Annotated in this window: 10 protein-coding genes and 2 pseudogenes; 7 read left to right on the top strand and 5 right to left on the bottom strand. The window is 60.5% G+C overall.

Annotated elements, in window-relative coordinates:
- Window positions 1-305: 305 nt before the first annotated feature.
- The 5 genes from A5712_RS30460 to A5712_RS30450 all read left to right on the top strand — a co-directional run bounded on the left by A5712_RS30460 (window position 306) and on the right by A5712_RS30450 (window position 6,500).
- Window positions 306-1,376, top strand: coding sequence for a DNA adenine methylase (locus A5712_RS30460; protein WP_156766744.1), 1,071 nt, complete (start codon window positions 306-308; stop codon window positions 1,374-1,376).
- A gap of 284 nt (window positions 1,377-1,660) precedes the next feature.
- Window positions 1,661-3,514, top strand: a complete 1,854-nt coding sequence (locus A5712_RS31035) for a restriction endonuclease (protein WP_156766743.1) — start codon at window positions 1,661-1,663, stop codon at window positions 3,512-3,514.
- Window positions 3,515-3,680: 166 nt separating this feature from the next.
- Window positions 3,681-4,118 (top strand): hypothetical protein, encoded by a 438-nt coding sequence (locus A5712_RS31030; RefSeq protein ID WP_156766742.1) that lies wholly within the window; start codon window positions 3,681-3,683, stop codon window positions 4,116-4,118.
- Window positions 4,108-5,220, top strand: coding sequence for an AAA family ATPase (locus A5712_RS30455; protein ID WP_082973628.1), 1,113 nt, complete (start codon window positions 4,108-4,110; stop codon window positions 5,218-5,220). Before A5712_RS31030 ends, A5712_RS30455 begins: the two co-directional genes overlap by 11 nt.
- Complete coding sequence (locus A5712_RS30450) at window positions 5,220-6,500, top strand: hypothetical protein (RefSeq protein WP_082973627.1); 1,281 nt, start codon at window positions 5,220-5,222, stop codon at window positions 6,498-6,500. Before A5712_RS30455 ends, A5712_RS30450 begins: the two co-directional genes overlap by 1 nt.
- 171 nt (window positions 6,501-6,671) lie before the next feature.
- On the opposite strand, the gene A5712_RS23780 is transcribed toward A5712_RS30450, so the two are convergent.
- The 3 genes and pseudogenes from A5712_RS23780 to A5712_RS23770 form a co-directional block, all read right to left on the bottom strand.
- Window positions 6,672-7,904, bottom strand: a complete 1,233-nt coding sequence (locus tag A5712_RS23780) for a hypothetical protein (protein WP_068110744.1) — start codon at window positions 7,902-7,904, stop codon at window positions 6,672-6,674.
- Between the two features lie 405 nt (window positions 7,905-8,309).
- Window positions 8,310-8,740 (bottom strand): annotated as a pseudogene (locus tag A5712_RS23775) (VOC family protein); the annotation flags it as partial.
- A gap of 54 nt (window positions 8,741-8,794) precedes the next feature.
- Window positions 8,795-9,279 (bottom strand): annotated as a pseudogene (locus tag A5712_RS23770) (DUF309 domain-containing protein).
- A gap of 114 nt (window positions 9,280-9,393) precedes the next feature.
- On the opposite strand from A5712_RS23770, the gene A5712_RS23765 reads away from it, so the two are divergent.
- Entirely contained in the window at window positions 9,394-10,467 is a 1,074-nt protein-coding gene (locus tag A5712_RS23765; protein WP_231982219.1) for a triacylglycerol lipase, read from the top strand.
- Here A5712_RS23765 and A5712_RS23760 read toward each other — a convergent pair.
- The gene (locus tag A5712_RS23760) at window positions 10,464-10,916 is read right to left on the bottom strand and encodes a VOC family protein (RefSeq protein WP_068110736.1); all 453 of its coding nucleotides are present in this window, start codon (window positions 10,914-10,916) and stop codon (window positions 10,464-10,466) included. The two genes, A5712_RS23765 and A5712_RS23760, sit on opposite strands and share 4 nt — an antisense overlap.
- Window positions 10,917-11,004: 88 nt before the next feature.
- Between A5712_RS23760 and A5712_RS23755 the strand changes: the two genes are divergently transcribed.
- Complete coding sequence (locus tag A5712_RS23755; protein ID WP_068110836.1) at window positions 11,005-12,273, top strand: cytochrome P450; 1,269 nt, start codon at window positions 11,005-11,007, stop codon at window positions 12,271-12,273.
- Window positions 12,274-12,435: 162 nt separating this feature from the next.
- Here A5712_RS23755 and A5712_RS23750 read toward each other — a convergent pair whose 3' ends face one another.
- Window positions 12,436-12,951 (bottom strand): hypothetical protein, encoded by a 516-nt coding sequence (locus tag A5712_RS23750; protein ID WP_068110726.1) that lies wholly within the window; start codon window positions 12,949-12,951, stop codon window positions 12,436-12,438.
- Between the last annotated feature and the right edge of the window lie 47 nt (window positions 12,952-12,998).

Below are 12,998 nucleotides of genomic sequence, written 5' to 3'. Positions count from 1 at the left end.
CGCGAATGACTCGGTCGCCCGGCCTACGGCGCAACCCACCGCGGTCCGCCGCAACGATGCAAGCAACGACTCACTAGCGATCACGATGGCCGCTGAGCCCAGAGCTGCGGGACCGCTCATTTGCGTATTGCCCACGCGCACCCGAGCGTGCGCTCTGCGCGCGCTTGGGCCCGTTTCAAAAACTGTCAGTGGCGTCTACAACGATAGGACCCGCCGGCGAGGTTGCGGTGCACTGCCGACCCTTGTCGGTAATCTGCGAGGACCCCTCGCGGGCGGCATTGTGCTTGCGACGAAGGAGGAGTCGGGTGAGTGTTCGCTACATCGGTAGTAAGGCACGAGTTGCACAAGCCATAGTCGAATTGGCGGGAGAACCGGCGGGCGGTCGCTTCATAGATGCATTCTGTGGCACCGGCTCCGTCGCCGCGGCTGCCGCCGACCAGGGCTGGGCAGTCACATTGAACGATTTCATGCCATCGGCCATCGCGATGGCGACGGGGGCGATAGCTGGAACGTACAACGCCCCGTTCACGAAACTGGGGGGTTACGAGCGCGCATGCCATTTGCTCAACGAAGTTGCCGGCGAAGCTGGTTTCATTTATGAGGAGTACAGCCCCGCGTCTGCTCGCCGAGCGGGAATCGAGCGACGCTATTTCACCGAAGCGAATGCAATGCGCCTAGACGCGATGCGTAAACGGGTTGCCCTCTGGTCCCGACGCCAACTGGTCACCGAGACGGAAGAACAGCTTTTGCTGGCGGATCTCATCCGAGCGGCAAATCGGGTTGCAAATATTTCGGGTACCTACGGGTGCTTTCTTTCTAGCTGGACGGACGGCGCCTTGCGATCCATCGCCGTACATCCGCGGCGGTTACCAAGGCGTCGAACTATATTCGCTGCGAAAACGGGTGATGTGTTTGATGTGTCGACGAAGGAAGAAGACGTTGTCTACTACGATCCACCATACACCAAGCGACAGTACGCAGCTTATTATCACGTTCTCGAGACGCTGACTGTTGGAGACAGACCGAAGGTCGAAGGAGTGACCGGCCTTCGCCCTTGGCGAGACCGTGCGAGTGATTTTTGTTACAAGGCAAGAGCTTTGAATGCCCTAAGGAGCCTCATTCTAGGCACACAAGCACGGAAGATCCTGCTCAGCTACAGCAACGAAGGTCACGTCGAACGCGATGAACTCGTGGCTGCACTGACCGAGGCTGGGGAGGTATTTGTGCACGAGATTCGAACGATCGGCCGCTACCGACCCAACGCCGTTGCAGCCTCGGCACGTGCCGCCGTTGATGAGTACGTGATCGAAGTGCGACCGGCGACAGCGCGGAACCGGAACCGACTACTAGACCAAGTTGGGACTGCGGTCGCATGAGGAGCGTTGAAGAGAACCTCTTGCAGGCCGCTCAGCGTTTGCTAAAGGGCGCAATTGCGGAACTTGCGAGTGCTGGAGACAGAGCAGCCGCGAGACTAGCTGTCCTCGAAGCCGTGGCATCAGTTCATGCTGGCTGGCACTTAGGATCGTATTGGGATCTGACTGGGGCCCTCCCGTCCCCCCTCAAGTCCGACCCGATGCCATGGGCAGACAAAATCTTGGCAAGTATTGCAGAGACCGAAATCCCGGTCTCGCTTGCGTTGGCCGCCCTGAGCAGAGAAGAAATGACCGCAGCCAAAAAGCGCACGACTGGTGCGTATCACACCGACTGGCGGTTAGCTGAATACCTCGCAGGCGAAAGCGTACGCCGGGTGGCTGTCGACGGATTGTGGGTGGACCCGGCTTGTGGGGCAGGGATGTTATTAGCGGCTGCTGCCCTGGTTGTGCCAGAAGGAGCAGAACGTGACCAAGTGATCCGCGAACGGCTCTGTGGAATGGACCTGTCTAAGCAAGCGTTGAGGGGAGCGTTACTGAGCGTCGCGAGCCTCAGTTCGGATCTTGCCGTCGCGTCAGGATTTCGAGATAGGCTCTTCTGCCTGGACAGCCTACGCAGCCGCGAGGTATGGCAAGAGATTGCGCCTCATGGCTTCGCGCTGGTCATCGGGAACCCGCCGTGGGAACGTCTGAAGACTTCACGGCATGAGGTCGCAGCGAGTTCTGGCGTAGTCCGGCATTATGGCCAAAGTCACCAGACGAACGTGGATGTCACTGCGCCGAGAGCCGAATTGCTGAAGTACCTTGAGCAAATTGTCGCCGGGACCCGCCTCCAAGGATCCGGTGAACATGACTTATACAAGCTGTTCCTCGAGTTGGGACTGGGCCTAGCCGCCGACAACGGGATACTAGCTATGCTCGTGCCGGCCGGCCTAATCCGGGCACAAGGCACAAACACGCTCCGCAAAGAGCTGGATTCACTGTCACGCGATCTTCACATTTCAGTCATCGAGAACCGCCGCAGGCACTTCGCGATCGACACCCGTTTTAAGTTCCTGGCAGCGATAAGCCGCGTCGGGCAAGGAACTAAGCAGCCAATCAGCCTAAAAGTTGCGGACCGTGCCGGCGTCCTACCGAAAATACCGGTCCGTATAGATCGAAAAGAACTCTGCGAGATTCGTACCGACCTCACCGTGCCTGAGGTACGGACGGCAGAGGAATGGCGTTTGTTTGCGCACCTCTCACGCATTGGTCTCCGGATCGGTGACCCCAATGGGCCATGGAATCCGACGTACAGCCGGGAAGTCGACATGACCAACGATCGGAATCGCTTTCATCGTCAGCGCGTCGAGGGTTCCGTGGCCGTTATCGAGGGTCGGCACATCGCTCAGTTTCGAAGTCGTGCCAAAAGCTATCAGCGTGGAGAAGGCCGTGCCGCCATATGGCAGCCTCAAGCTCTCGAAAATGCCGAATTGGTTCCCCAGTGGTTCATCAAATTGAGCGATGTTCGCGGTAACATCTTGAATCGGATTGAAAAGTCCCGCATCGGATTCTGTGATATTACCGGACAGACGAATGAACGCAGTTTGCTGGCTGCGCGCATTCCGGCCGGTGTTGTGTGTGGCAATAAAGTTCCCACACTAGCATTCGGGTCTCGCGGGCCCGAGGTGGAGGATCTATTCTTAGCCGTGGCAAATTCGTTCGCCGCGGACTGGATGCTACGACGACTAATCACGACAAGTGTCAACTTCTTCGTACTCTCGAGCTTGCCGCTTCCGCCAATCGACGTCCATTCGAGCATTGGGAGAGAACTTGTCAAGCTTGCAAGACTTCTTACCGCGTCGGAAGGGTCTCTGAGCGCAGACTTGAGGCAGATCGGCGAATGGCGTGCTCGAATCGACGCCTGTGTGGCCGTCGCATGGGGAATCGGGCCCGAGCAGATGCGGCTGATGTTGGACGATTTTCCTCTCCTGGACCGTGGACAGCCAGCGCTGCCCGGGGAGGCGCAGTCGACCATTACACGGGACTCCGTGCTGCTTGCGATGTCGCAGGATGGTTCAGAAGAGGCGCGTGCGGCACGCTGTCGTGTAGAAAAGGCTATGCGGGAAGGTGCGATTCCGTACATCCCCGCCGAATTCGTCTAGAAGGACGGGCAACATGAATAGCCGGCCGAAGTCGCAACCAGTTCTTCTCGTGTACAAACAGATCCTGCCAGGTGACATGCGGAAACTGTTGGCGGAGGCAAACGATTCAGCTACGGGTGGCGGTGCGCGGGACCTACGCTTGCCGTGGCGAGACTTTCGTCAGGTCATGAACCGGATCTTCACCGAGCCAGCCATCGGCAAGGGGGGCAAAGAGATTCGGGTTGCAACAATTACGTACAAGACGGAGCAGGGAACGCTCGGCGAAGCGAGGCTGGAGTACTGGCCACCCACTAATGCCCGTCCAAACGAAGATCGTGTTGCCCGCATACACGCCAGTCCGGCTCTGGGTGGCCGACTACCAGACGAAGACAAAGGTCGCGTCTTTGTGCTGTTCATCAAGTGGAGCGACGGCGATATAACCTGCGCCTACGCGTACGAGGATCAATTGCGGCATCCACGCCTTTGGGCGCCAGGCGTCCGAGATGCGATGCTCAGGTGTATCGCCGGTACCGATGAAACAAACGCGAATCGTGTGCGAAATAAAGTGCCGATTCAGGGTTACATAGATTTTGTCGACGGTAATCAGTACTGCTATGGCGGATGACTTCGAAATTGACGTTGACGCGCGTGCTGTGCTCAAATTGCTCGCGACACGAAAGAACGTGATAGTTTCTGGGCCACCGGGAACGGGAAAATCGCGCCTTATCAATCAGGTGCGCGATTTGTTCGAGTGGCAGTCCGGGAAGACGGGAGCCGACCCTCACGGTGCTATACCCATCCCGGCGGAAGCTGGACCAGTCCCTGATTGGTTCCCGAGTCCTCATCGCACTGAAGATCGGAAGTCTTTCCCGACCGTATTCGATCAGAACACAAAGTATCGGGACTTCATGCGCGGCCTCGTTCCCAAAGTGGATGCCCCTGGAGTATTCCAAGTCACGAAAGGAACGTTGTATCGGGCTTCCTTACATGCAATAGAGGACGGAAACGCTGCCCTCGTAATTGTTGACGAGATAAACCGTGGGCCCGCAGTGGCGGCGTTCGGTAGCGCACTTGTTGGCCTCGACGCCGACAAGCGACTCGGGCTCGAAGGGGAACCGGTGCCGACCACCCAGCAGTTCGAGCTCTTGGGAGACGAGGGCACTTCAGAACTGTTTGCCTTGCCAGCCGACGTGTATGTTCTGGCGGCCATGAATGAGGCAGACACCAGTGTTGAGCCTCTTGACGTGGCATTTCTTCGCAGGTTCGCACCTTATCGTCTCGAACCACAACCAACTGTGCTGCGGGCCCACCTAGGGTTGCCGGGCAGCCAGGCCGCGCTCAAGGATAAACCAGAAAATAGCCTCGACGTATACGAGGCATTGGTTCAAGGCTGGGAAGTCCTCAACAAAGCGATATTGCTTGCTCGTGGAGGAGCCTACCAACTTGGACATGGCGCACTCATGCACCGCGCTGCATCCCAGAGCAGTATGGCCGCAGCGAAGGAGTACGCCCTGGAGGCATGGGCGACGATCCGGGGACACCTGGATGAGGTCTTTTTTGGCGATACCCGCGCCATGATTGATATTTTGCGCGCCGAAGACGTGGCAAGCCCTTATAGCGTGGAAGAGTCGGTATTTGCGGGGCAGTCTGTAAGTCGGATCGTTGGCCCGAATCGACTCGATGGGGAGCAGCTGTATCGATTACTATTTCTCATTGTCGATAGCTAATGGCCAGCAATTCGCGGGTGGTGCTACACGAGGCCCATGACGCACCGAACACACTACGGCAACTCGCGGAAAGCAGCGGCGTTCGCACCGAAGAGATCTATGCCCAAATCGCAGTCCTTAACGCACGGCTAAGAGCAACGCTTGGCTACCGAACCGATCCGATCACGGTAATCGGCACAGGTACTGTGCGTGTAGATCGAATCGCAGGGCTACTACGGCTGAACAACCGGGTCGAATTGGAAGTCGTTCCGAAGTTCCTCGACCCACGCACCGACGACTGGCGTGCCGACTTTTTTCTCCTCGCAATTTTAGTCACGACCGGGCACCTCCTAGTAGCTGACGCGATCTCGGCCGGACTTCAAGATCGCGGCGACCTCGCAACGCTCGTCGCGCAAGCACTCCTGCGGATGCACCGGCAGAACGAACGTCGTCCGATTCGCGGCTACCGTCGAATGACTCATGCCGAGTTCGCGGTTGATGGCGATGTCGACTGGGAGACCGTCATACTTCCCGAGCCAGGCGGGTTCCGGCTCGAGCGTCTCGAACTCACTTCTCGGAACGCTTACAACGCTGTCTTACGGGGAGCGGCAAACGCGCTGATCCCAGAAGTGGGCGAAGGGGACGTGCAGGCACAGCTCCGTCGACTTTCTCGGCAGCTGGGCAATCAGGCTCGGCCACCTCGCTACTACTCGCCATTGCCACAAAGGCACCAGGCTTGGCGGCAGACGTATGCATTGTCACAACTTGTGCTAGAAGGTATGGGACTCGACTTGCGCGCTGGGGAGTTTACCGGACCCGGGTTTGTCTTATCGACCTGGGAAGCCTGGCAGTACTTATGCGAAGAGGTCGTCCGAAGGGCCTTACCCGGGCGACGCGTGCTCACTCAACACCCGTTTGTACTCGGCCAACGAGAGACAACCGATGTAGTCACCCACCCAGACATTTCAGTGCTGCGGGGCGAAGAGGCTGACTTCCTCATGGACGCCAAATATAGAATACGATTCGAGCGAAAACCGATGGTAGGAAATGCCGACCTATACGAGTCTCTCGCTTTCCTCCGCGCAGCTGGAACCCATGACATGATTTTGCTCTATCCGGCAGAGCAGAAATCCGACGATGTACCCATAGGAACGTTGCGGGCGTTTGACCGGATCCGAGTCGGCGATATGACCGTAAAAGGTGTCGAGATGCATGTCGGAGGTTTATCGGCCCGCGGCGGTTTTGAACGCCTCATTGCTGGCGTACGTGAGTCGCTCATCTCAATCCTGGCTCATGGGTAAGAGTGGCAACTCGCCTAGGGACGAGGCGGGGTCACCTTAAGAGTCAACTCCCACGAAACTGAAATGTGGCCGGCTACTGTCGAGTTGAGCTTCATGACCAAGTTGGCGCGCAGTTGTGGGTCAATCGCGGAAGGACAAGGTCCGGGCCAGGAACCGATGTGCCCGATTTCATCAGAGAGAGCCGACACCGCCGTAGGTGTCGATCGGGCTACCCCAAAGGGGCGCAGGGAGACTGCACGGGTAGACGCTGGCCTTGCCGAGCTCCACGAGTTCGGCTTCGTCGGCGTGCAGCTTCTCGAGCCCAGCCTCCAAATCCTTCCTCTCGAAGATGCGCAGTTTGCGGTAACCCTTTGTCGTAGAAAAGTATTGGCCAATCAAGCGATCTCCGAACCCAAATACCTCACGACGCATACGTCCCGAGCCATCTGTGTAATCGATTTCTACCGCATCCAGCAGTTCAGTGGGCTCGAGGCTGAGCCGGAGCGCCTCAGCAGCAGAATCATTGTCAGGGTCGCTCTCAAAGTAGGCGCACGCTTGTGGCAACGGACTGAACATTTCGATCAAGAGATTCGGGTTACGTTTGGGCAGATCGGCAGTGCTGAAATGTATTCCGAAGGAAGTAGTAGTTTCTGCAGGAGTCTCTCCATCAATGCGTTTGATCCCGCCCCGGGGGATGTCGTAGCCGAAGGAGAACAGCCCGGCGGCGACCTCCGCCAGGTATTCGGGAGGAGTCATCTCGGAGAGTACGAGGTCAGCACCTTCAAGCGCCGCGATGAAGCGTTGGAGTTCGGGGTCAACACGATGGGTCGCAAGGACTTTTTGCATCTTCGCCCAGTCGCTGAAGGAGTCCTCGCTGTGTCTGGGTGGCTGCATATGTTTGTAGATAGTCATCCCAAACACCGCTGCCGGTACCGCACCGTCTAACACGTCTGCGAGATCGCCAATATCGGCCACACGGGAATCGACGGCTCCCCCGGTGCGACCGGCGAACTGTTCGGCAAGCCCAAGCGTCTTCGGGTGAGAATCGACGGCGATCACCGGAACTTTGAGAGCCGCCGAGATGACGGCGGCCGCGGCACCGGCTCCTGCCCCTATCTCAACTAAGAACGGCTCCTCATGGCGGGAGCGTGTGATCGCATCGCGTAGCCGCGGCAGCATCCACTCACATTCAGTAGCGAACGGCCACGACCTCCACCCAACCGAGAAGTGCAGCGCTCGCTCAAATGAGCTGTAGCTGAAATCGTAGGCCTCATCGAAGCTGGACATGCCACCGAACCACTCATCTACGTCGTCTTCGCCGACATATCTGCTGACCTGCTGGCCCCAGTCCGCCTCGTCGAGCCTCGAGTCGACCAAGTTCAGGAATCTAAGCGCCCGTCTGCAGCGCTTGAGATCCGAATTCATTCCAGCATCTTGGCCCTTCCTGGGCCTGTTTCGTTTCCCCACGGGGGCGAAGATAGCCCAACCAGCCGACAGATGTTGGGCACAACCACGATTTCTCCAGCGCACGAAGGTCGTTGGAGACCCTGTCAATACGGGTATGTGACAGCATCCGGGCCGTCGGTGCATCCCGGCGTCAGGTTAGATTGTCTTCCCGTCGTGGCGAGCAACGGGAGTCGCATCCGACCGCCGTGGACTTGCTCGTCGATCCCTCGTGGAAATCCTCCCCGCGCGCCGGCTCGGCGTCTTTGTCGTTTATCTGCAGTACAGCATCGAGCACGCGGTTCACTATCAACCAGCCGGCGAGCGGACCGGACGCGCGCCCTTATGGCGTGGAGGCAGCAAAGATGCCTCCGGCGCAGACCCCGAGGGCGGCGCCGGCACCGCCGAAAGCCAGCTGTCCGACAGCAGCTCTAGCGGCTGCCTGTCCGGATCGCGGATGATCGCCATCGCCTGGGTCACCGTCCCGTCGACCGCCGCTCCCCCGAATTCCTCGACCTTCTCCAACGCGCAGTCGAGATCGGACACCGAGAACCAAATGTGCGTCAGCTCAGTCTGATCCATGACGCGTTCCGACCCCGTGCGGACTTGACGCTTCGAGTATTCCACGAGCTCGTGCACAACCCCGTCGCGCGCGAAGTACATCGCGTGCACCCCGAGTGGCTCGGGAAGCTGCACGAACTGTGCGGTGGCGCCGTCGGGCGGATCAAGCTCCCACCAGACCTGAAACCAAGCATTCTCTCGTAGAACCGCCGCGACCGCTCGCGATCGGAGGCACACAATCCGACATGGTTGAGCATGACGGGACCGGCGTCATTCCGCATCCTTCGGCGCTGTCCAGGCTCCATCACCCGCTACCCGCCACCAGATTCGACGAGCACCGACCGTGGTCGCAGCCGCTGCGGTGTGATCGCGACACCCGCCGCGACGTCGTCGATCAGCGCATCGGAAAAGTGCACCAAAACGGCGACGTCGATCCCGTGGCGTCCCGGGCGCTCGGCGGAGGAAAGGCGGGCTGATGCGCTGCGCAACAGGCTCGTCGCCCCCTGGACGTTGTCGCGCTGGACGTGAGTGATGCCAACCCCGAGCTGCGCTAGTCCCTGCCACAGCATCCGTTCGTCGTCGGGACCGTTCTTCCAGGCCGCCTCGAGCACCTCGTGCGCCCCGAATGCCAGGCCCTGGTCCAGCAGATCCTGGGCATAGGCAAGGATCTCGGCCGGTGCCAGCTCGAGGGGATCCGGGCAACGCCCGCACTGCCGTAGGGCAGCGGCCGGCACAAAGCATCACGTGGGCGGGCACTTCGGGGTCGACCCGATTCGTCGCGATCAAGCTCGGCCATGCCGCCCATGATGGCAAGCCGCGCCGTGTCACGTCGTAAAGGTCGCAACCCCGCGCCGCTGAAGCGGCTCAGGCCCGGTCGCCGGGCCACGCGGATTAGGAGCTCGGGTTGAATGTGCCGCTCAAACTGATTGGTCGCGCTGCGGCGACCACGACGCCAAGCACCGGAGAGCTCGGCTGGTGCGTACCGGCACTCAACCCGGTGCGCGAGCGCTGGTCTGTCTCAGCTGAGAATCATGTTGGTGTTGGGCTGCACCGGGGAGGTGACGTCATCGAGTTTGATGACGATCCAGATTGTCAGTGGGATGCTGGTCGTGACGCGCCAGCAAGCGCATGCAGTAAGGAGACACCCATGCCCTCTGTGTCTGATCGAGTGGCCAGCGCCGAAGCCGATGGCGTGCCCGATGCCATTGGCGCGACCGCGCCAGGCAACTGGCTGCGCGCGGGAGAACTGCGGGCCATTCCCGAATACCTGGCGGCGCAGCTTTCCCGTGACGTGATTGCCCGTTGGCCGCACGGCGACGGGCACCCTGTGCTGGTGATTCCCGGGTTTCTGGCCGGTGCTCGATCAACGCAGTTCCTGCGCAGCGTGCTGCGCCAGCTCGGATATCACGCCCACGACTGGCGCCTCGGCGTCAACCTCGGGTACCGGCCCAGCATGAACGAGCAGCTGCCGGCGCGTCTTCGCCAACTCCGATCGCGCCACGGACGGCGGGTCAGCGTCATCGGCTGGAGCGCCGGCGGCATCTATGCCCGCGAGTTGGCGCGCGCATTCCCCGATGATGTGCGGTCGGTGATCACTTTGGGCTCCCCGTTCCGCGGCGACCACCAGGCCACCCACGCCTCGGGCCTATGGCGGCTGCTCAACCGGGGCCCGAACGCCACCGCGGTGTTACAGGAGGCCGCCCGCATCAGGCGCGAGCAGCCGTTGACGGTGCCGACCACCTGCATCTACAGCAAGTCCGACGGGATCGTGGCCTGGCAGTGCTGCACCAGTTTGCCCGCGGCGCGCACCGAAAACATTGAAGTCCATAGCAGTCACTGCGGATACGGACACAACCTCGAAACCCTTTACGTGATCGCCGACCGCCTCGCGCAACCTGAGGGCCACTGGCAGCCGATGCGACCATCCGCTGAACAGCCAGCGGCGTCGACCTCGTCGCTGGGTCACCAAGCTGACCGGCCCTAAGGCCGAGGCGGCAGCGCCGTCAGCCACCCGTCCGAAAGCAGCTCCAGCAGTTGCCCATCCGGATCGCGGATCATCGCCATCGCCTCCGTCACCGTCTCCTTGACGACCGCTCCCCCGAACTCCTCGACCTTCTCCAACGCACACTCAAGATCGGACACCGAGAATGAGATGTGTGTCAGCCCAATCTGATCCATGACGCGTTCCGACCCGGCGTGAACCTGACGCTTCGAGTAGTCCATGAGTTCGAGCACAAACCCGTCGCGCACCAAGTAGGTCGCGTGTACCCCGAGCGGCTCGGGAAGCTGCACTAGCTGGGCGGTGGGGCCGTCGGGCGGATCAAGCTCCCACCAGAACTGAAACCCGAGCACGTACTCGTAGAACCGCCGCGACCGCTCGCGATCGGAGACACACAATCCGACGTGGTTGAAGGTCGTCTGGTGACTACTCATCGCGGCCTTTCTCGACGGAACCCGTGAGCGTAATAATGCAAAGATAGTGTAGATAGCCGAAACTCGCGTCCCGGTGGAGGACTTCCAGATGACAACCCGTCCCGACGTCACCGACGACGCCATCGTCGACTTCGACCACCACTCCGACGAATTCAACCTCAACGAGCTGGCCATCAACACCGACCTGAGACAGAAATGCCCCATCGCCTGGAACGAGAACTACGGCGGGTTCTGGTTCCTCAGCAGCTACGACGCGGTAAGCCGAGCGGCAAGAGACGGCGACACCTTCGCCCACAAATACGAGCCCAACGCCGAAGACGGCGTCGACTACCAGGGCGAGATGGGCGTCCCGCGGCCGGACGGCCAACCGGCCCTGGGCATCGGCGAGGTCGACGGCGAATACCACCTGGCCCTACGGCACGCGCTGGCCCCGTTCTTGTCGCCGGGCGCCGTCAAAAAACTCAAGCCGTTCATGGAACAGAAAGCCCACGAGTTACTCGACCGGAAAATCACCGACGGACACATGGATCTCGTGCTCGACTACGCCAGCCCCGTCCCCGCGATCCTCACTATGAAGCTGATGGGCCTTCCCCTCGACAACTGGCACCTCTACGCCAACCTCTTCCACTCCGTCATGGCCGTCCCGCAGGACAGCCCCGAGTACCTCGAAGCCATCGCCAAAGTCCCAGAAATGATGCAAAGCGTCCTCGAGTACGCAGCCGCCAGACGGGCCAAACCGGAGGACGACCTCACGAGCTTCCTCATCCAGTTCGAATTCGACGGCCAGCGCCTCACCGACGAAGAGCTGCTCAATATCCTCTGGAACCTCATCGGCGGCGGCGTCGACACCACCACCTCACAGACCGCGCTGACCCTGCTGCACCTCGGCACCCACCCGCAGCTGCGCCAACAACTCATCGACCACCCCGAGCTCTACCGCACCGCCACCGACGAATTCCTGCGCTACTTCTCGGTCAACCAAACCCTGAGCCGCACCGTCACGAAAGACGTCGAGCTCAACGGCCAACACCTTCGCAAGAACGACAAAGTCATCATCAGCTGGCTCTCCGCCAACCACGACGAGCAGGAATTCGACCGACCCGACGAAATCATCCTCGCCCGAACGCCCAACCGCCACCTCGCCTTTGGGCTCGGACCGCATCGCTGCATCGGCTCGCACCTGGCGCGCCTGATGTCCGAGGTGATGGTCAAGGCGGTGCTCGACCGCATCCCCGACTACCAGGTCGACGTCGAAAACGTCCACCAATACCTCGGCAACCCGAGCATGACCGGGCTGGGCAAGCTGCCGGTCACCTTCAACCCGGGAGAAAGCACGAGCACGTCCCGTTCGCGGTGACCGCCATTTCGCGCTGCTCACTAGGGCCGACGTCCGCGCAAGTTGCACAAAAGCGCAGCCTTAACGTTGGCAGACATCGCCAGATGCGCGGGCTGGGCCGCTGGCTCGCTGACGCGAGCGGCGATCAGACGATGACAGTCGACTCCGTCCGCCTAGGTTGAGTCATTCCGCGACCGGCCAGATCGTCGCCCCGAATAAATCCGGCGGGGACAGGCCAATCACGGCTTTGGCGGTCAGATACCGAGCAGTGGCCGTGCGAGATGAGCGCAGGTACTCCCGGACAGCTTCCTCGGGCCGCTGCGCACTCCCACACTCAATTGTCTTGACGAACATGTCGACTCGACGGCCGACGTACCCGACGTCCGCAGGATGTCGACCCAGTTCCGAGTGACCGAAGTCGGCCTGCGTGCCGCGGCGCCGCTGGAGGCGTACGTCCGGGTGCGCCGCGAAGAAGGTGTAGATATCGAGGTCTTTGACACCGTTGTTCTGGTCCAGGTAGTGGAGAGCCGCCCCCTGACATAGGCCGGTGAGTAGCACGCGGGTGCGGTAGATATGGAGGTGCGGGTTGCGGTCGAAAAACTTCTCTAGGTCCCGATTAGCGATTTCGAGCAGTCGCCGGAGATGCGTGTGGGTCAACAATGCATAAGAGCGGGGGCTGACAGTGTCAGTGGCGGCCATGCGGAAAAGATACGGCCGTCAACGCGCGGGTCGCCTCTCGATACTGA

The organism is Mycobacterium sp. E2327, assembly GCF_001672675.1.
GTDB lineage: Bacteria > Actinomycetota > Actinomycetes > Mycobacteriales > Mycobacteriaceae > Mycobacterium.
This window is presented reverse-complemented; position numbering and strand designations above follow the sequence as displayed.